Source organism: Fictibacillus sp. FJAT-27399 (assembly GCF_001510655.1).
In the GTDB taxonomy this organism is placed as follows: Bacteria; Bacillota; Bacilli; order Bacillales; family Fictibacillaceae; genus Fictibacillus_C; species Fictibacillus_C marinisediminis.
Map to the genome: position 1 here is coordinate 807,418 of NZ_LMVC01000001.1, position 20,160 is coordinate 827,577.

Genomic DNA, 20,160 nt, shown 5'->3' on the forward strand with positions numbered 1-20,160 from the left:
TAGATTAATCTTATCTAAATTATATATTGTTTGGATGAATTATTAAACCTACACTATAAAAAAGACATTTGAAACGGGGGAGCGAACAATGACATTCCATAACTTACCAAAACCACAGGGCCTCTACCGTCCGGAATTTGAACATGATGCATGCGGTATTGGCTTATACGCCCATATTAAAGGATTAGCTACCCATGATATTGTAAAAAAAGGTTTAAGTATGCTTTGCCAATTGGATCACCGGGGAGGGCAGGGAAGCGACCCGCTAACCGGAGACGGTGCTGGACTTATGGTACAGCTTCCACACGAGTTCTTCAAAAAAGCATGCCCTCAATTCGATCTTTCTGAAAAGGGAAGATACGGAGTTGGCATGATGTTTCTTCCAAAAGACGAAAACGAACAGCAATCCGTTAAGAATAAATTAAACCAAATCATTGAACAAGAAGGCCAAAGCCTCATTGGATGGAGAAGTGTGCCTGTAATTGACGGAAAAATCGGAACTATCGCACAAGAAAGCTGCCCATCCATTCATCAGGTTTTTATTAAAGCCTCAGATCATACCAAGAATGAACTGGCGTTTGAGCGCAAACTGTATATCATTCGGAAACTAGCAGAGAAATGGGGAAAAGAAAACCAATTAAACTTTTACTTCTCTAGCCTTTCTTCATCCACTATTGTATACAAAGGGCTTTTGACACCTGAACAGGTAGATGCATTTTACCGGGATCTAAATGACCCTTCTTTTGTTTCAGCATTCGCTTTAGTGCATTCCCGTTTTAGCACAAATACATTTCCGAGCTGGGAAAGGGCTCATCCAAACCGGTACCTCATCCATAATGGCGAGATTAATACGTTAAGAGGCAATATTAATTGGATGAAAGCGCGTGAACAGCAATTTGCTTCTGAGGCTTTTGGAGATGACTTAGAAAAACTGCTTCCGATACTTGATACAGAAGGCAGTGATTCCTCCGTACTTGATAACGCTCTTGAGTTTTTTGTACTGGCGGGGAGAGAACTTGCACATGCAGCCATGATGCTGATTCCTGAACCATGGTCTGAAAATCCTCATATGACAGATGAAAAAAAAGCTTTTTATGAATATCATAGCTGTCTAATTGAGCCGTGGGATGGCCCCACAGCCATTTCTTTCACAAACGGCCGACAAATCGGCGCCGTCCTTGACCGAAACGGTTTACGGCCCGCGCGCTATTATGTAACGAAGGATGACTATATTATTTTCTCTTCCGAGGTTGGGGTCATTGATGTAGAACCAGAGAATGTACTCTATAAAGATCGGTTAAGTCCAGGAAAAATGCTTCTTATTGATCTAGAAAAGGGAAGAATTGTTTCAGATAAAGAAATTAAAACTGAACTTTCCCATGCCAAGCCTTATCGCTCATGGCTAGAGGAAAATCTGATCCATCTGGACAGCGGCTCACATGAAGAAAGTGCTGAATCAGTTGATCAGCTCGTACTCCGGCAGAAGACGTTTGGCTACACGCATGAAGATATTCATAAATACTTGATTCCTATTATCACAGAAGGAAAAGATCCAGTCGGATCCATGGGGAATGATACACCTTTAGCTGTGTTGTCAGACCGCCCCCAATCATTGTTCAATTATTTTAAACAGTTATTTGCACAAGTAACAAATCCGCCGATCGATTCTCTTCGTGAACAAGTGGTTACATCAACAGTCAGTTATTTAGGAGCGGAGGGCAATCTGCTTGAAGCGAACGCAGCTAGCTGCCGTCGTATCCAATTGGATACCCCGATCCTATCAACCGGAAGATTCAACCAATTACAACAAAATGTCTGGCCTGAATTTTCGAGCAAGACTCTGCATACACTTTTTTCTGAAGATTTGGAATCAAGTTTGAATCAATTGTTTTCGCAAGCAGAAAGAGCGATTGAGGAAGGACATACTCTTCTCATCCTTTCAGACCGTGAAATGAATGATAAGAACATCCCGATGCCGGTTCTGTTATCAACAAGCGCACTCCATCATTATCTTGTTCGAAAAGGACTTCGAACGAAAGTAAGCATAATTGTTGATTCCGGGGAAACCAGAGAAGTCCATCATTTTGCAGCACTCATTGGCTTTGGAGCAGACGCCATTCATCCTTACCTTGCTTATGCTACGTATCATCAGGCAATTATTGATGGCCATCTGTCCGTTTCTTTTGATCAAGCTGTTCAAGGTTATATTAAAGGAGTGACAGACGGTGTCGTTAAAGTGATGTCTAAAATGGGCATCTCGACGATCCAAAGTTATCGAGGAGCTCAAATTTTTGAAGCGGTAGGCATCGGCCAAGAAGCCATTGACCGATACTTTACTGGAACGGCATCTCAGCTTGATGGCATCGATCTTCAAACGATGGGCCTTGAAGCCATACGGCGCCATTCTAAGGCTTATCGGGAGACAATGGAGGAAACGCTTGAATCCGGCAGTGATTTTCAATGGAGGAAGACAGGCGAGCATCATGCCTTTAATCCTAAAACCATTCATACATTGCAATGGGCCTGCCGAAAAAATGATTACAGCCTGTTCAAACAGTATTCTAAGGCGGCAAACGAAGAACGCCTTAACTTTTTAAGGAATTTATTCTCCTTCCCTTCAGAAGACCGAGCTGTCCCAATCGAAGAGGTTGAGTCTGTTGAAGACATTGTGCGCCGGTTTAAAACAGGAGCAATGTCGTTCGGTTCTCTAAGCCAAGAAGCACATGAAGCATTGGCTATTGCCATGAACCGCTTGGGCGGAAAAAGCAACAGCGGGGAAGGCGGAGAGGATCCAAGCCGCTTTATATTGGATGAAAATGGTGATTCGCGGAGAAGTGCGATTAAGCAGATCGCTTCAGGACGATTTGGCGTGAAAAGCCATTACCTCGTCAACGCTGATGAACTGCAGATCAAGATGGCTCAAGGAGCGAAACCTGGGGAAGGCGGCCAGCTTCCTGGAAACAAAGTATATCCATGGGTAGCAGATGTGCGAGGATCAACGCCTGGGGTAGGACTGATATCTCCTCCTCCGCACCATGATATCTATTCCATTGAAGATTTGGCACAGCTCATTCATGATTTAAAGAACGCAAACCGTGATGCGCGTATTTCCGTTAAGCTCGTTGCGAAAGCAGGTGTAGGAACGATTGCTGCAGGCGTTGCAAAAGGAGCTGCCGATGTAATAGTGATCAGCGGCTACGACGGAGGGACAGGTGCATCACCCAAAACAAGCATCAAGCATACGGGACTGCCTTGGGAGCTGGGATTGGCGGAAGCCCATCAAACGTTAATGCTGAACGGATTGCGCGACCGTGTGGTATTGGAAACCGACGGCAAGCTGATGACAGGCAAAGATGTAGTACTGGCAGCTTTACTGGGAGCAGAGGAATATGGTTTTGCTACAGCTCCACTCGTTGTTCTTGGCTGTGTCATGATGCGTGCCTGCCACCTGGATACGTGTCCGGTAGGGGTTGCGACACAAAATCCAGAGCTGCGGAAGAAATTTATGGGCGATCCAGATCATGTCGTCAACTACATGCACTTTGTTGCTCAGGAAGTCCGTGAGATCATGGCTGAGCTTGGGTTCAGAACGATGGACGAGATGATTGGCCACAGCGAAATACTGAGCATTTCAGAACGCACGAAAAACCATTGGAAAGCTAAACAATTGAACTTGGCCAATCTCACACATACTGTAGATGGTTCTGTCAGAACGTTCCAGACACCGCAAAATCATAAGATCGAAGAATCCATGGATATGAGAGAGATTCTTCCAGCCATCTCCAAGGCTTTGGAGCATCAAGAACAAGTGAATCTATCGTTTCAGCTGAATAATACAAATCGTGTAGCCGGAACTATCTCCGGAAGTGAAATCTCAAAGAAATATGGAGAGAACGGCCTTCCCGAAGATACGGTCAATCTGCAATTCTACGGTTCAGCGGGACAATCCTTTGGTGCCTACATCCCGCGCGGCATGTCACTATATTTAACTGGTGACGCAAATGATTACGTAGGAAAAGGATTATCTGGCGGAAAAATAACGGTATCTGCCCCGAAAGAATCTGATTTTCTATCGGATACAAACGTTATCGCTGGGAATGTTGCCTTCTATGGCGCAACCAGCGGAGAAGCGTACATCAATGGATCTGCAGGAGAGCGTTTTGCTGTACGGAACAGCGGAGCAAATATTGTTGTAGAAGGCATCGGTGATCATGGATGTGAATATATGACCGGCGGAAGAGTGGTCATTCTTGGGGAAACCGGCAAAAACTTCGCTGCTGGTATGTCTGGGGGGACTGCCTACGTTCTGGCCAGTGAAAAAGAACATTTCATATCGTTATGCAACAAGGATAGTGTTGAATTTGAGTCTTTGCAGGCTGATCAGGAAGAAGCAGAGGTTAAAAAGATGATTTTGAGTCATTATCATTATACGCTCAGCTCAAAAGCAGCTTTTATCCTCAGCAACTGGTCACAATACAGAAAACAATTTGTCAAAGTTATTCCTAAAGATTATAAAGCGATGATCGGTCTGATCGAGGAACAAAAAGAGGCAGGGTTACAACATGATGAAGCCGTAATGAGTGCCTTTTTAGAAACATCATCTCTAAAAAAAAGTACCCCGGTCAAAAAAAAGACTCAGTTAATTCTTAATTAGGAAAGGGGAGAGGACGAATGGGAAAAACAACAAGATTTATGGAATATGCGAGAGAAGAAGCCAAAGAACGGAATCCTCTCACACGCTTAAAAGACTGGAATGAACATACAGAACTGATGAGTGATGATACCCTTCACCGCCAGAGTGCGAGGTGTATGGATTGTGCAACACCATTTTGCCATATTGGCATGGAGATTAGCGGGATGACCTCTGGTTGTCCCATCCATAACCTCATTCCTGAATGGAACGACCTGGTCTACCGCGGCAGATGGAGAGAAGCGCTTGACCGGTTAATTAAGACGAACAACTTTCCGGAATTTACCGGTCGCGTCTGTCCAGCGCCATGTGAAGGTTCATGTACAGTTGAAATCTCTTCACCTGCAGTAACCATTAAGAACATTGAGCAGGCCATCATTGATAAAGGTTTCGAAAACGGCTGGATCCAACCCCGGATCCCCGACAGACGAACCGGCAAAAAGATTGCTGTTGTGGGCTCCGGTCCAGCCGGTTTGGCTGCCGCAGATCAGCTCAACCAAGCCGGACATTCCGTCACAATCTATGAAAGAGCAGAACGTGCCGGAGGATTGCTTACCTATGGTATTCCAAATATGAAGCTTGAAAAAGATATCGTAGAACGCCGAATTCAGTTACTCTCTCAAGAAGGAATTAACTTTGTGCTGAATACGGAGATTGGAAAAGACATCACTTCCGAAGAACTTAAAGATCAGTACGATGCGGTCATACTTTGTGTCGGTGCCCAGAAGCAAAGAGACCTGGAACTCGAAGGCCGCGAAGCGAAAGGTGTTCACTTCGCTATGGACTATCTTACAAAATCCACACAGCATCTTCTGGATCAGCATCCATCTGATGAAGCATTCATCGATGCTAAAGACAAAGATGTTATCGTAATTGGAGGTGGCGACACAGGTGCAGACTGTGTTGCAACAGCTCTCCGTCAAGAGTGCAGAAGCATCGTTCAGTTCGGTAAGTATCCTAAACTTCCAGAAGCCAGGACACCTGATAATATGTGGCCTGAACTGCCTAATATTTTTACGATGGATTATGCCTATGAAGAAGCACAGGCGAAATTCGGTGAAGATCCGCGGCAATATACGGTACAGACGAAAAACATCGTTGCAGATGGAGATGGAAACTTAAAAGAACTTCATACGGTTCAAATGCAATATACAACGAACGAGCAGGGACAGCCCGAACTAAAAGAAGTTCCCGGCACAGAAAAAGTATGGCCCGCTCAGCTCGTATTTATCGCGATTGGTTTTGAGGGCCCTGAACAGCCGCTGCTTCAGCAATTCGGTGTGAAAACAGAGAATCAAAAGATTTCCGCCGTACATGGTGATTATCGCACAAACGTAGAAGGGGTGTTTGCCGCGGGGGATGCAAGACGCGGACAGAGCTTAATCGTATGGGCGATCCAGGAAGGCAGAGAAGCCGCACGCGAAGTAGATAAGTATTTGATGGGCAGCACAGTATTGGTGTAATGAATATCGTTTAGAATACCGTCTTCCTTTTAAGGCAGGCGGTTTTTCCTGTGGATAAGAATCTATTTTTCTAGTAAAACATTTTAACCAGCAAAAAATACCCTGTTCACCTTTTCCTCGGTAATCAGGGTATTATCCGTAACGCACATTCATCATTTCCAATCACCTATGCTTCATGTAGTCCCATGCATCTTTCACATTCATAAACGTATGATTCATGCTGTTCTTCAATCGTTTTTCCGCATTCCCGGCATTGCTTCTTAGGTAAATTACGATAAAATTCCAACGTCAACATTCAGCATTACCTCCTGTTTTTGAATTAAATTCATTGTATTATAACAGATACAAATAGTCAACATCTGTTATAGAATTATTTTGAAACACTACTAAACTCCTAGATATTCCATATAAGCTTATTTGTAAGTTCTGTTTTACCCTTACGTCAGTAAATGCTAAAATATAAAACGAAAAGGGAAAGTATACCGAGAATTATTGATAAAGGAGAAGGATTATGGAAAAAGTATTGATTTTTGGACACAAGAACCCGGACACCGATACCATCTGCTCAGCTATCGTGTATGCTGATCTTAAAACGAAACTGGGATTTAATGCAGAACCTGTGCGTTTAGGAGAAATTAATGGTGAAACACAATATGCCCTTGAGCAATTTAAGGCGGAAATGCCTCGTCTGGTGGAAACTGTAGCAAACGAAACGAATCAAGTTATTCTCGTTGACCACAATGAGCGCCAGCAAAGTGCATCTGATATCGAAAAAGTCCGCGTGCTTGAAGTCATTGACCACCACCGCATCGCAAACTTTGAAACAAGTGATCCACTTTATTACCGCGCTGAACCTGTAGGATGTACCGCAACCATTTTAAACAAAATGTACAAAGAGCATGGGGTTGCTGTTGAAAAAGACATCGCAGGCCTAATGCTGTCCGCTATCATTTCTGATTCCCTTCTTTTTAAATCTCCAACCTGCACAGAGCAAGATATCGCTGCTGCACAGGAACTTGCGGAAATCGCGGGTGTAGATGCAGAAAGTTATGGTTTGGAAATGCTGAAAGCGGGAGCAGACTTAAGCGACAAATCTGTAAGCCAGCTCATCACTTTAGATGCCAAGGAATTTCAGATGGGCAGCAGCAAAGTAGAAATTGCACAAGTAAATACGGTTGATACAGCTGAGGTATTTGAGCGCAAGGCAGAAATCGAGGAAGCCATCAGCCAAGTTGTCCAAGATAAAGGACTCGATCTTTTCTTGTTCGTTGTGACTGATATTTTAACAAACGACTCAACAGGGCTTGCAATCGGAAGCAAAGCTGCAGCCGTAGAACAAGCTTATAATGTGAACCTTGAATATAATACAGCTGTTCTTAAAGGTGTAGTATCCAGAAAGAAACAAATCGTTCCAGTTTTAACAGATGCCTTCAGCCGTATCCAATAAATATGATAAGAGACAGCGTTACACATAGGTGTAATGCTGTTTTTTGTCTAGTCAATAAAGGGATTGCATTGCAAATTGGCGAAAGGATTAAAGGACAAAATTTATGGCCCAAGAGGCGGGAGGTTTATCATGGCAGTTAAAAACTACGGCTTGCTGAAGGGAACGGTCATAGAGTCTCGAATGGAAAGGGATTTAGATACTCCTCATTATCAGATTCATTCAGTGGACGAAAACAGTGTACATTATCGTATAGCGGTTAACGTTATGTCCAGCTCAGAAAACTCCGAGGTTCTTTATCTGGTTAATGAAAATTTCAATTCATCCCTTACTGAAAAATTAACACAGCTTCCTGAAACCTATTTGCAGCTGGGGAATGAAAACAGGGAACTTGCTATTGATTACATCAGGGACGGGCTCTTTGATCCATCTTTAATGAAACCCCTGCCAAGCGACGCAACAGGACCAGACAACGATTTAAACGATATACTTGATCATTACATTCAGAAAGCCATTTCTGAAAAAGCATTCATCTATGTATATGGGTCCAAATTCGGACCTGAATCACAGCCGGATAAAGTATTTGGTTTTCAGCCAACAAACGGGATGCACAACATACACATGAACCAGGGGAATGAAGACAAGCAGAATGAAAGAGATTGGGCAGGTGATAACGGAACTTGGCACGATGGGGCGTTATTCCTGCAATTCGAGAATCAATGGACGGCCATTTTTCTTGCCTTCTTATCCCAATCATGGTGTACAGATGAACGAGGCTACCCAACCAAGATGTGCCAACACGATGATAAAATCAGTAATCAAATATAACAAAGAGAACAGCCGATTTTATAGGCTGTTCTCTTTTATTTTTACTTTTTGATGAACTCCTGGGCCCAGAAATCCTCATTATCCGTATATCCAATACCAATATGAGTATAGTCGGGATTAAGGATATTCTTGCGGTGTCCTTCACTGTTCATCCAGTCATTGACCACTTGTTCTGGAGACTGCTGCCCGACAGCAATATTTTCTCCGGCAGAACTGTACGGGATATCCATTTTATCCATCTGTTCAAAAGGGGATCCATATGTTGGACTGTTATGTGAGAAGTAATTATTCTTCTCCATATCGTTTGCTTTTACTTGCGCAACGTTGGTTAATGAAGGATCCCATTTTAAATCGGAAAGCCCATACTTTCTTCTCTCCTGATTCGTTAGCTCTACGACCCGCTGAATCATCTCCTGGCTATAGCCCTGATTTCCTGAAGGAGGAGCTGCCGGAGGAACTGTTCCATTAATTTCCGGGTTGGTTTCCATGCTCATATCTGGATTGTTGTAGGAAATGTTTTCTCTTTGGACCATTTCTTTCTTTCGTCCAGCTTTCGACTGGTAGGGTATCTTTTCTTTCGTTAAATATCCATTTCCTGTTTTCATCATATTTTTATTAGCCATTCTTTTATGCTGCTGATCCTGGCCCAGTTCATTCTTCTTCATGTTATTGCATCCGCTGCTGAAAACAAGAATACATAAGAAGGCCATCGGTATTGAAATTGCTTTTCTCACAGAGACTGCTCCTTTACACCTTATTAGCTCTTAACTAAAAACGTTTTTAGTATTTCACGAAATAAGAAAGGCATACTAAACCATGTAAATTTAACTCCGGGCACTTTTAATGCATAAATTACTTTTTAAAAGTATGATGGGTAGGAAAGAAGAAACAAGAAAAGGAGTGCGCTCATGAACAACACATACCAAAAATTATTAGAGCCTTATACTTTTGCAGAGGGATTTTCAGTGAAAAACCGTATCGTTATGGCTCCAATGACCAATTTTTCTTCCAATCCAGACGGAACAGTGACTGATGAGGAAGTTAACTATTATGTTCGCCGTTCAAAGGGAGCAGGCTTGGTGATTACAGCCTGCGCATATGTTACACCAAGCGGCAAGGGATTTCATGGTGAGTTCGGAAGCCATAGTGATGATATGATTCCAAGTTTAAGAAAGCTTGCTTCCAGCATAAAAAAACAGGGAGCAAAGGCCATTCTTCAAGTTTTCCATGGCGGGCGAATGTGTCCTCCTTCGCTGGTACCCAATGGAGATGTGGTAAGTGCCAGTGCTGTTCCTCCAGAACAGAAAACACCTACTGGTGAACAGCCAGTACCACGTGAATTGACCCATTCAGAGATCGAAGAAATCATCTCTGACTTTGGCGAATCTGCACGCAGAGCGATTGAGGCGGGCTTTGACGGAATCGAAATTCATGGAGCAAACGGATATTTAATTCAACAGTTCTTTTCTCCGCATTCAAACCAGCGTGATGACCAATGGGGAGGAAGTTTGGAAAAACGTATGGCGTTTCCGCTGGCAGTTATTGATGCAGTAACAGCCGCTGTCCAGACACATGCCAAAGAGCCTTTCCTGGTGGGTTACAGACTTTCACCTGAAGAACCTGAAACCCCTGGAATTACGATGGATGAAACGTTAGGATTAATGGATGAACTTGTGAAAAAGAAACTGGACTATCTTCATGTATCACTTATGGATTTCTGGTCTGTTCCAAGAAGAGGTGTAGACGATAATCGCTCTCGAATGGAGATCATCCAGGAAAGAGTCGGAGATCAGGTTCCCGTGATTGGGGTGGGTTCCATTTATACAGCAGAGGATGCGTTAAAAGCCTTGAATACCGGAGTCCCCTTTATTGCTTTAGGCAGAGAATTAATCATTGATCCTGATTGGGTCCAAAAGATCGAAGAGGGAAGAGCCTCTGAGATTGAAACGAAATTAAGAAAAGACGCACAAGAAGAGCTCGTCGTTCCTGAACCACTCTGGCAGGCCATCATGAATACACCAGGATGGTTTCCAATAGAAAATTAAAATAAAAGTTCTGTTAGTCCATGTTGTTGATTTTTGGTGGGGTGTGATTGAACCGCCTACTGAAAAGCAGAAGGGAATAAGCAAGTTTTTTCCTTTCTGCTTTTCGGGCGCTTCATTTTTTTCACAAATCAGTTCTTATTGGAGAAAAAGACTTGAGGGCCTCTTTTAAGCATCTTTATGCGATGTCCAATATGATTGAAAATCAACAATTTGCTTTAAGAATGGCAAAATAAAAAGAAGCCCCGGATTGATTTCCGGGGCTTCTTTTTTAATCGGACTGGCTGTTGATCCTAAATCCTATTTTTCCAAATTGTTCAGCTTTATTCAAACGCTCAAAAGCATGCTCAAATTGATTTAAATCAAACATTTTATCAACAATCGGCCTGATTTTATGTTTGTTAATAAATTGAATCATTTCATTGAATTCTTCACTGCTACCCATCGTAGTTCCGAAGAAGCTATATTGTCCATAGAAGAATTTCCTTAAATCAAGCTGAATCTGGTCACCGGCTGATGCACCAAATGTTACGATTGTGCCTCCTGTACGCAACTGATCCAATGATTTGTTAAAAGTTGCTGCACCCACACTTTCAATCACAAGATCCATCTTTTGGTTATCAAGCTGCCGGTTCCAATCCTCATTGCTGTTTATCGCCTGAACGGCACCTAATTTGCGTGCTCTTTGGCCTTTTTCTTCAGAACGGGAAGTCACATATACTTCGGCATTAACTGCTTTTGCAAATTGCAGCAGGAAGGTAGCCACACCGCTGCCTATCCCGGGTATAAGAACCTTTTGATGTTCTTTCAGTCTGCCTCTGGTAAAAAGAGCTCTGTATGCCGTCAACGCGGCTAATGATAAGACTCCCGCTTCTTCCCACGTTAAATGTGCTGGTTTAGGCACGGCATTTTCAGCCGGAACAGTCACCTTTTCTGCAAAGGTTCCGTGAAAGGGGAGTCCTAGTATTTCAAAACCTTCCGGCGGTGCATCACTTTTTTCCTTCCAGCCGAGCCCCGGGTTAATAATAACCTTATCTCCGACAATCACGTTGTTTACGCCATCTCCAACAGCTTCAACAATTCCTGCTCCGTCTGATCCTATGATTAAAGGGGGATCCGATGGCTGGTGTCTTTCCATCACAAACAAATCACGGTGATTTAAGCCTGCGGTTACTAATTTAATTCTTACTTCTCCAGGTTTTGGGCCTTTTTCCTCAAATTCAGTAAAGACGAGTCCTGATAAACCTTTTTGATTTTTATGAACAAGTGCTTTCATGATAGCCTCCCATTCCACTAAATTTAGTTACAACAAGTGTATCAAAGGAAATCTTCATTGTCTTTTACCTCGTATTGATTTCATAGGGTAAATGAAAACTTTACACCGTAATACTACAAAAAAGGGAGATGAGATTTTCAATGTATCACCAAAAATTTTTGATAATTCATAACCATCAGCCTGTCTCTGCAATCATACGTTTTGCTACAATGCAGGCGTACTTCAGTTAAATTGGTAAAAAATTATCTTGAAGATGAAGGATCTCAAAATTATGCCGTATTGATGGAATGGAAAAATCCGTTTATAACTTGATATTTTCTTCTAAATATATAATAATAGTAACAAACTTACTTTTTGTATGTTACAAAACATAAAGGAGCATATAAGATGAACTTTCACACACGTCCGCACACTTTTGTAGAACACGTTCAATTAATCGTGGAGGATTTGAATCGATCCCTATCTTTTTATCAAGATATATTAGGTTTTTCTGTTCTTAAAGAAGAAAGGGGAATCGTTTTCTTAACACTGGATGGCCACAACTCTATCTTATCTGTCGTGCAGCCTGAAAATGCGAAACCAAAACAGCCCCGAACAACAGGATTGTATCACTTTGCACTGCTTCTCCCAAACCGTAAAGAATTAGCCAAAGTGCTGCATCACTTTATTAATATTGGTTATCCACTTCAGGGCGCATCGGACCATCTTGTGAGCGAAGCTTTATATTTGGCTGATCCGGATGGCAACGGAATTGAAATATACGTAGACCGTGATTCAAATGAATGGAAATGGGAAAATGGACAAGTGGAGATGACTACGGAGCCTCTTGATGCAAAAGGGCTGTTAGCTGAGAGTGACGGCTCCACCTATGAAGGGCTGCCAAAAGAAACCATAATGGGCCATCTGCATCTGCATGTATCTGATTTACAAGAAGCAGAATCATTTTATTGTAAAGGGTTAGGTTTCGAAGTTGTTCTTCGTTATAGCAACCATGCATTATTTATCTCAACCGGCGGTTATCATCACCATCTCGGTTTAAACATCTGGAACGGCCAAGGTGCACCTGCTCCCGATGAACACCGCGCAGGATTGAAACAGTTTACTGTGGTTTATCCGTCAGCTGAAGCAAGAGATGAAGCCGCAGACCGGCTTGGAAAATTAGGTTATCATGTCCAGCAACTTGATCAATTTCTTTTTGTAAAAGATCCTTCAGGTACTCTGATGGAATTAGCGATAGATTAACATAAAGTAAATCAACCCATCGTCTTTTTGCAGACGGTGGGTTTCTTCATTTTGTGTCCCATACGACGATGGACTTAAAGGAGGTCAAAAAGGCTGTTACAGCTCCGGCGGTCAAAATGGTGATAAAAGAAAAAAGCAGGCGGCTGTCATGGAGAATGATCATACCTGCCGAAATAATGACAGCATCCATGATGATCATTAAGAACCCAGCGTTAACGAGATACCATTTTGAAAGCAGAAGTGCTAAAAGATCCAAGCCTCCTACACACGTATTGTGCCTCATCATGATACCGATTCCAGTTCCGATTAAAGACCCGCCGATCAGAGCACTCACAAAAATCCGCAAATGAAACATTTGCTGTATGGGAAGCAGGAAGTCAATAATAATCGAAGAAATGAGCATTCCAAACAGGCTGTTAAAAAAATAGGACTTATCAAATCGAAGGGCTAACAGAAAAACCGGTGCACTTAGAATAATAATGGTCAAGCCAACTTTTACACCAAGTGTATAGTTCAGCAGCAGTGCCAAACCAATAAATCCTCCGTTCAAGATATGCATGGGCAGGATGAAGCCATTAATGCCAATTCCCAATAAAGTACTGCCGCAGCCGATGGCGAGCCATTTCATCATATTATCTTTCATCTCCGAACAATGGTTTTTTACTACCATATGTACGAGCTTAAGAATTATGTTTCACCGGATGATAGGAGTATTATCCGGCTTACGATTGCTCAAACTACCCATATGTTGAACAATCGGAGAGCTGCCATGATTTGTCGTTCTAGTAAAGAGCTTAATCAATTAGTATTGGAAGCCAAGGACTGCACGAAGTTCGGTAAAGTAGCGGATTTCATACCTGCACTGAAAAAAGCAGATCCTGATGACTTATCTGTCGCCATCTACCACCCTGATGGTACATGTTTATCCGCAGGAGATGTACAATTGAAGATAACGCTTCAAAGCATTTCTAAAGTGCTGGCTCTCGCCCTCGCATTAATGGACTGCGGCGAAGATGAGGTATTTTGTAAAATCGGGTATGAGCCTACTGGAGATCCTTTCAATTCCATCGTAAAGCTGGAGGTCAGTAAACCTTCGAAACCGTAACTCACATGGTTAAAGGACATTCGGTCCATAGAGGGTTGAACGTCTTCTTCAATTTGTCAGGAAGCTGGCTGGGAATCCTTCCATCTCTCATTGTGAAGAAGTTGCTCTATCAGAGTTTGAGACCGCACATTTAAACCGTTCACTTTGTTATTTTATGAAGCAGCACGGCATCATTAATGAAGATGTGGATGATCTCATCTACCTTTATACAAAGCAATGCGCAATAGAAATGAATTGCCTTGATTTAGCGAAAATTGGCCTTGTTCTTGCCCTTGATGGTATTGACCCATTGACGAATAATCGGTTAATCCCCACGCATATCACTCGAATCTGCAAGACTTTAATGGTGACGTGCGGCATGTACAATGTCCGGCGAATTTGCCGTAAGAGTTGGGATTCCCGCGAAGAGCGGTGTTTCTGGAGGAATCATGGGTGCCGTGCCCAATCGGTTCGGCATCGGGATCTTTGGTGCGGCACTTGATGATAAAGGAAATAGCATAGCCGGACTTAAAATTCTGGAGATGCTTTCTAAACGATACGATCTAAGTATGTTTTAGGACGAGCTATTTTACAGCCTTATTTACAATAGGGCTGTTTTTTTATGTCGAATGGAGGGTATCTTAACAATATTTGATGGAGTAAATGTTTAATTACAATACTTTGCTAATAAGGGGAAATCATTCATGAGCCGAACACATGAGCAGCGAATTCAATTGCACGGTTTTAATAACCTGACCAAATCATTAAGCTTTAATATGTACGATATTTGCTACACGAAGACAAGGAAAGAGCGGGAAGCCTATATTGATTACATCGATGAAGAATACAGCGCTGAGCGGTTAACCGGCATTCTTCAGAAAGTGTCCGACACGATTGGCGCGCACGTATTAAATATCGCTAAACAAGACTATGTTCCCCAAGGAGCCAGTGTAACATTATTAGTTTCTGAAGGCCCAATTGTCGAAGTGCCTACTGAAAATATTGATGAAACACCGGCAGCCATGCCTGAATCTGTAGTCATGCAGCTGGACAAAAGCCATTTAACCGTTCATACGTATCCCGAGTATCATCCGGACGAAGGAATCAGCACCTTTAGAGCGGATATTGATGTTTCAACTTGCGGAGAGATTTCTCCTTTAAAAGCTTTAAATCATCTCATCGATTCCTTTGATACCGATATTATGACCGTCGACTACCGGGTTAGAGGATTCACAAGAGATATTAATGGCCAAAAGCTTTTTATTGATCATGACATATCTTCCATACAAAATTTTATCAGCGAGGATTTTAAAAACGAATTTGATATGATTGATTCAAACATCTATCAGGAAAATATTTTTCATACGAAATGCAAGCTGAAAAATTTTGACCTGAACAATTACTTATTCGGGTACTCAAGGGATACACTGACCGAACAGGAACAAGCGGAAATCACCAAAAGAATTACCGAGGAGATGGATGAGATCTATTTTGGAAGAAATATGAATCGGTTTTTAAAGTAGGTTTTGTAAAAGCATTTTGTTGATTTTATCAGGCCTTCTTCTATCAACTTAATTCCAACATCATTGTTAACAAAGCGTTAAAGTGAAAAAGAGACCCGAATGGGGTCTCTTTTTTTGAAATCAACACTATCGGGGCTGATTTCCAAGCTGCTGTTCTGCCATGGAAATGAGACGTTTTGTCATCTCTCCGCCTACAGATCCATTAGCCCGTGCGGTCGTATCTGCACCAAGCTTCACTCCAAACTCATTGGCGATTTCCTCTTTCATCCGATTTAACGCATTCTCAGAACCAGGTACCAAAAGTTTGTTTCTTGCCATGATGCAACACCCCCGCATAGAATTGAGCAGACAATGCTGCTCGTCTATTAAGGTTTCCGAAAATGAAAAAAGGCATTCGTTTTTCAGATCCTTGCAACTGTTTAAAAGTAAAACATTGGCTCCTGAAAATCAGCAGCGTTATAATGGATTCATAAATAAGCATAAGGTAGTTAAAAAGGATGATGCAGTATGGATATTTTTGAAGCGATTAAAACAAGGAGAAGCATAGGTTCGGTTAAGGATGATCCAGTTCCCGATCATCTTATCGAAAAAATTTTAGAAGCAGGAACATATGCTCCAAACCACCACCGTACGAATCCTTGGAGATTCTTTGTCATCAGCGAAGCAGGGAGAAACAAGCTTGGAGAGCTTCTGGCAGAAATCACAAAGTCTGCAATGAATGAACCACTGTCAGAAGAGGATCAGCAAAAATTGGAGAGGGTAAAGAAAAAACCTCTTCGTGCACCGGTTATTATTGCGGTAGGAGTAGAGCCGGGAGATCACCAAAAAGTGATTCATAAGGAGGAAACAGCAGCTGTCAGTGCCTCTATTCAAAATATGCTGCTTGCTGCCCATGCGCTCGGTCTTGGGGCTGTTTGGCGCACAGGCACGATTTGTTATGACGACAGAGTAAGGTCTTATTTCGGCCTCTCAGACAAAGGTGAAATGGCTGGATTTATCTATCTTGGCTATCCAAATAAAGCGCCTGCGGCTATCAAAAAACAACCCTATCAGGAAATCACCGAGTGGTTAAAATAGTCGATTACAACACGAAGAGAAGCCAACACGTTTCTCTTCGTTTTTTTATGGAGGAAAACAGGGTAAAGGTACTTTGTATGAATTGGTTTGACTAAATGAGAGAGGATGAACAATGTGCAAAAAAGAAAACTAGGCAATGAGGGTCTGGAAGTCTCATCCCTTGGATTGGGCTGCATGGGCATGTCGGACTTTTACAGCGGACAAGATGATCAGGAGTCACTAAAAACCATTCACCATTCACCATGCACTTGAATTAGGTGTAAACTTCCTGGATACCGCTGATATGTATGGTGTTGGCAAAAATGAAGAATTGGTAGGTACAACGATCAGTGATTGCCGGAAGGATGTCATCCTTGCTACAAAATTTGGCAATGTAAGGGGAGAAGACGGTTCCTTTTTAGGTGTAAACGGACATCCGAAATATGTGAAAGAAGCGTGTGAAAACAGTTTGAGGCGGCTTGGCACGGATTACATTGATCTCTACTATCAACACAGAGTCGATCCAGGGATCCCTATAGAAGAAACGGTAGGGGCAATGTCGATTCTTGCTCAGGAAGGGAAAATACGCTATCTGGGCCTTTCAGAAGCTTCTCCTGAAACCATTCGGCGCGCACATGATGTCCATCCCATTACAGCCGTACAAACAGAATATTCATTATGGAGCCGGGATGTTGAAGAACAAATTCTGCCTGCGATCCGGGAGCTTGGCATCGGATTTGTTCCCTACAGCCCGCTTGGCCGAGGCTTTTTAACAGGTCAGATCAAAAAATTTGAAGACTTGGCTGAGGATGACTACCGCCGGTTTTCTCCAAGGTTTCAAGGAGAAAACTTTCAAAAGAACTTAGATCTTGTTGAAAAAATAAAAGAGATCGCTTTAGAAAAAAACTGCAGTACATCACAGCTGGCTATAGCCTGGCTGCTTGCACAAGGTAATGATATCGTCCCAATTCCCGGAACAAAGAAAACCCGTTATTTAGAAGAAAATGTTGGGGCAATAAAGGTTGAACTGACACAAGATGACCTAAACCGGATCAATGAGGCTGCACCAAGGGGAGCGGCTGCAGGTGAACGATATCCTGAAGCCGGAATGAAAGGTGTGAACCTATAGAGCAGAGTACGCAAATAAATGGCGGCTTACTTCATAAGGAGGAGCTGCCATTTTTGTGTTAAGATAGGTTCATTATTATAAAGCAGGTGTTTTCATGAAAAACAGATTCTCCATTGGCCAGATGGCTAAACTTCACAACATCCCCTTAAAACGCTGCGCTATTATGACGAAATCGGTTTATTTACGCCAGTGAATGTTGATCCCGTTTCTGGTTATCGCTACTACTCCATTGAGCAATTCGAACTGTTGGACATCATTTATTATTTAAAATCTATGGGAGTCCCACTCAAGCAGATCAAGCTCCAGCTCGAAAAACGAAACCTGGATTCATTCCTGGACATTCTTCAGAAACACAAAGAAGATGCTGAAGAAAAAATAAGAGAGCTGGAATCGATCAGTAAGCACCGTATAACCGAATCGAAAGGGAAGAGCCATGAATCAAACTAATCCAGAAAATTCACCTTATTCAGCTATTCAACAATCCAGCACATCCAAAAGGCTCTGGCTTGCATTAATTTTAGGCTCGATGACGGCCATCGGTCCATTATCCATTGATATGTATCTGCCTGCTTTACCTAATCTAACAAAAGAGCTGAGTACCACCTCTTCAGCCGCACAGCTCAGTCTCACTGCCTGCTTGTTGGGGATTGCCGTGGGGCAATTGTTTGTAGGTCCTATCAGTGACAGAAGAGGAAGGAAGAGCCCGCTGCAGATCGCCCTGGGGCTATATGCCGTTTCTTCTTTGCTCTGTGTTTTTGCTCCCAATATCAGTATTCTCATTTTCCTTAGATTTGTTCAGGGAGCTTCAGGAGCCGGTGGCATTGTCATATCCAGAGCCATGGTCCGAGATCTTTTTTCCGGCCCGGATATGACGAAGTTCGTTTCTTTATTGATGCTGATTAACGGTATCGCTCCGATCCTGGCTCCTGTGGCAGGAGGACAATTATTGCAGTTCACCTCATGGAGAGGCGTGTTTATTGTTCTTTGTGTCTTAAGTCTGCTTATGCTGCTTGCTGCCTTCTTTGGTTTGCAAGAAACGCTTTCAGCAGAGAATCAGACATCTGGCGGGATCAAACAGACGCTTATGACTTACAAAAAACTGCTGAGTGACCGTGTTTTTATGGGGTATGCAGCCTCACAGGGGCTTGTCATGGCAGCTATGTTCGCCTATATTTCAGGATCTCCTTTCGTCATTCAAAATTTGTTCGGTGCCTCACCACAAGCGTTCAGTGTGTTTTTTGCAATCAATGGAGTTGGAATTATCATCGCCAGCCAGATTGCTGGAGAACTTGCAGGAAAAGTCAGCGAAACGGCACTATTGCGAAGCGGGTTGCTGATTGCGTTAGGAGGCAGTATCCTAATGGTCATCGTAAGTCTTGCAACGAAAAGCTTATTCGGCTTGCTCATTTCCTTATTTTTAACGGTATCAAGCGTAGGAATCGTCAGTACGGCCAGTTTTTCACTCGCTATGCAGAATCAGCAAAAGGCAGCAGGGAGTGCTTCTGCGCTGCTAGGGCTGCTGCCTTTTATACTTGGTGGTATTGCAGCACCATTGGTTGGGCTCTGGGGAAGTAATCCTGCTGGTTCAATGGCTTTCATCATTGCACTGTGTGAAGCAGTAGCTCTTGTTTTATATTTCTTTTTAACGAAAAAAGTGAAAGAAAACGTGTAAAAGCCAGTCCTTTTTAGGATTGGCTTTCTCTTTTATAGAGACTTATGCTTCCATTTTGTTTGATGAAGAAGACATGGTCTCCCTTCTTTATAGAATTAAAATCCAGTGACGAAACAGAAACAGCCTGGCCTGATGAAAGGCGAATGGTATAGTTGGGCAGGCTTTGAATATTTGTTCCTCTTTCTACCGCTTTTTCTGAGTAATCCTTTTCAAGCACACGGCCTTCAAATTCAGAAAATTTAAACTGTCCCTGTACAAAGTCTGACCACGCGAAATAAAGAAAGAAGACAGCCACGGTCCACAGAATGATGATCTTTGGTTTGCTCAAAGCTTCCACCTCCGGGATTAGTATTTCCTATACCCGAATTAATTACATAAGGCTGTTTTCGTATTCTTTGTTGCTATTGGGGGTGCTGATTTCCGTTCCAGGCTGCTCGCTTTCCACGGGGCGCGCGGTGAGCCTCCTCCTGCGCAGGCGCCTGTGGGTCTCACCCGTCCCGCTTCTCCCGCAGGAGTCTCGCACCTTCCACTCCAATCAACTTATCAATGGAGTCTTTACAAAAATGTTCCGTAAGCAACAATCTTTTAGTAAAGAGCCTTACATAAAGGACTTTCTTATTAATTTTTTGAATAATAAGTTTATTTTATTGATAATTTTACCGAAAAGAGTATACTTTAGATAATCTAACATACCGACCGGTTAGTAAGTTG

Annotated in this window: 17 protein-coding genes and 2 pseudogenes; 13 read left to right on the forward strand and 6 right to left on the reverse strand. The window is 42.7% G+C overall.

Features of this window, described 5'->3' with window-relative positions; genetic code table 11:
• The first annotated feature begins 88 nt into the window (after positions 1–88).
• Entirely contained in the window at positions 89–4,654 is a 4,566-nt protein-coding gene (gene gltB, locus AR335_RS04090; protein ID WP_062232222.1) for a glutamate synthase large subunit, read from the forward strand.
• A 17-nt stretch (positions 4,655–4,671) separates the two neighbouring features.
• A complete protein-coding gene (locus tag AR335_RS04095) occupies positions 4,672–6,153 on the forward strand; it encodes a glutamate synthase subunit beta (protein WP_062232224.1) in 1,482 nt (493 codons plus the stop codon).
• A 166-nt stretch (positions 6,154–6,319) separates the two neighbouring features.
• On the opposite strand, the gene yhfH is transcribed toward AR335_RS04095, so the two are convergent.
• Positions 6,320–6,448 carry a protein YhfH gene (gene yhfH, locus AR335_RS22910; protein WP_082315898.1) on the reverse strand — a complete coding sequence of 43 codons (129 nt, stop codon included), beginning with the start codon at positions 6,446–6,448 and terminating at the stop codon, positions 6,320–6,322.
• A 216-nt stretch (positions 6,449–6,664) separates the two neighbouring features.
• Here yhfH and AR335_RS04100 point away from each other — a divergent pair, with 216 nt between their 5' ends.
• Positions 6,665–7,600 (forward strand): manganese-dependent inorganic pyrophosphatase, encoded by a 936-nt coding sequence (locus tag AR335_RS04100; RefSeq protein ID WP_062232226.1) that lies wholly within the window; start codon positions 6,665–6,667, stop codon positions 7,598–7,600.
• Between the two features lie 129 nt (positions 7,601–7,729).
• Positions 7,730–8,425, forward strand: coding sequence for a YukJ family protein (locus tag AR335_RS04105; RefSeq protein ID WP_062232228.1), 696 nt, complete (start codon positions 7,730–7,732; stop codon positions 8,423–8,425).
• Positions 8,426–8,466: 41 nt separating this feature from the next.
• On the opposite strand, the gene AR335_RS04110 is transcribed toward AR335_RS04105, so the two are convergent.
• Positions 8,467–9,159 carry a CAP domain-containing protein gene (locus AR335_RS04110; protein ID WP_062232229.1) on the reverse strand — a complete coding sequence of 231 codons (693 nt, stop codon included), beginning with the start codon at positions 9,157–9,159 and terminating at the stop codon, positions 8,467–8,469.
• A gap of 174 nt (positions 9,160–9,333) precedes the next feature.
• Here AR335_RS04110 and AR335_RS04115 point away from each other — a divergent pair, with 174 nt between their 5' ends.
• The gene (locus AR335_RS04115; RefSeq protein ID WP_062232231.1) at positions 9,334–10,470 is read left to right on the forward strand and encodes an NADH-dependent flavin oxidoreductase; all 1,137 of its coding nucleotides are present in this window, start codon (positions 9,334–9,336) and stop codon (positions 10,468–10,470) included.
• Positions 10,471–10,738: 268 nt separating this feature from the next.
• On the opposite strand, the gene AR335_RS04120 is transcribed toward AR335_RS04115, so the two are convergent.
• Positions 10,739–11,743 carry a zinc-binding dehydrogenase gene (locus tag AR335_RS04120; protein ID WP_062232232.1) on the reverse strand — a complete coding sequence of 335 codons (1,005 nt, stop codon included), beginning with the start codon at positions 11,741–11,743 and terminating at the stop codon, positions 10,739–10,741.
• Between the two features lie 387 nt (positions 11,744–12,130).
• Here AR335_RS04120 and AR335_RS04125 point away from each other — a divergent pair, with 387 nt between their 5' ends.
• Positions 12,131–12,985: a VOC family protein gene (locus tag AR335_RS04125; protein ID WP_062232233.1), complete on the forward strand. Its 855-nt coding sequence runs from the start codon at positions 12,131–12,133 to the stop codon at positions 12,983–12,985.
• A 46-nt stretch (positions 12,986–13,031) separates the two neighbouring features.
• On the opposite strand, the gene AR335_RS04130 is transcribed toward AR335_RS04125, so the two are convergent.
• Positions 13,032–13,616: a YitT family protein gene (locus tag AR335_RS04130; RefSeq protein ID WP_062232235.1), complete on the reverse strand. Its 585-nt coding sequence runs from the start codon at positions 13,614–13,616 to the stop codon at positions 13,032–13,034.
• A gap of 138 nt (positions 13,617–13,754) precedes the next feature.
• Here AR335_RS04130 and glsA point away from each other — a divergent pair.
• Positions 13,755–14,647 (forward strand): annotated as a pseudogene (glsA, locus tag AR335_RS04135) (glutaminase A).
• A gap of 126 nt (positions 14,648–14,773) precedes the next feature.
• Positions 14,774–15,592, forward strand: coding sequence for an adenosylmethionine decarboxylase (gene speD, locus AR335_RS04140; RefSeq protein ID WP_053354234.1), 819 nt, complete (start codon positions 14,774–14,776; stop codon positions 15,590–15,592).
• A 126-nt stretch (positions 15,593–15,718) separates the two neighbouring features.
• Here the strand turns inward: speD and AR335_RS04145 are convergent, their stop codons facing one another.
• Positions 15,719–15,910, reverse strand: coding sequence for an alpha/beta-type small acid-soluble spore protein (locus AR335_RS04145; protein WP_062232236.1), 192 nt, complete (start codon positions 15,908–15,910; stop codon positions 15,719–15,721).
• Between the two features lie 189 nt (positions 15,911–16,099).
• Between AR335_RS04145 and AR335_RS04150 the strand changes: the two genes are divergently transcribed.
• From AR335_RS04150 to AR335_RS04165, 4 genes and pseudogenes are all read left to right on the forward strand, one after another.
• Positions 16,100–16,669, forward strand: coding sequence for a nitroreductase family protein (locus tag AR335_RS04150; protein WP_062232237.1), 570 nt, complete (start codon positions 16,100–16,102; stop codon positions 16,667–16,669).
• Between the two features lie 114 nt (positions 16,670–16,783).
• Positions 16,784–17,777, forward strand: a pseudogene (locus AR335_RS04155) (aldo/keto reductase).
• 189 nt (positions 17,778–17,966) lie between these two features.
• Positions 17,967–18,224 (forward strand): MerR family transcriptional regulator, encoded by a 258-nt coding sequence (locus AR335_RS22915; RefSeq protein WP_234293182.1) that lies wholly within the window; start codon positions 17,967–17,969, stop codon positions 18,222–18,224.
• Positions 18,211–19,449: a multidrug effflux MFS transporter gene (locus AR335_RS04165; protein WP_062232240.1), complete on the forward strand. Its 1,239-nt coding sequence runs from the start codon at positions 18,211–18,213 to the stop codon at positions 19,447–19,449. Before AR335_RS22915 ends, AR335_RS04165 begins: the two co-directional genes overlap by 14 nt.
• A 13-nt stretch (positions 19,450–19,462) precedes the next feature.
• Here AR335_RS04165 and AR335_RS04170 read toward each other — a convergent pair whose 3' ends face one another.
• Entirely contained in the window at positions 19,463–19,777 is a 315-nt protein-coding gene (locus AR335_RS04170; protein ID WP_062232241.1) for a hypothetical protein, read from the reverse strand.
• Between the two features lie 67 nt (positions 19,778–19,844).
• Here AR335_RS04170 and AR335_RS23580 point away from each other — a divergent pair, with 67 nt between their 5' ends.
• A complete protein-coding gene (locus AR335_RS23580; protein WP_156418841.1) occupies positions 19,845–20,132 on the forward strand; it encodes a hypothetical protein in 288 nt (95 codons plus the stop codon).
• Positions 20,133–20,160: the final 28 nt, after the last annotated feature.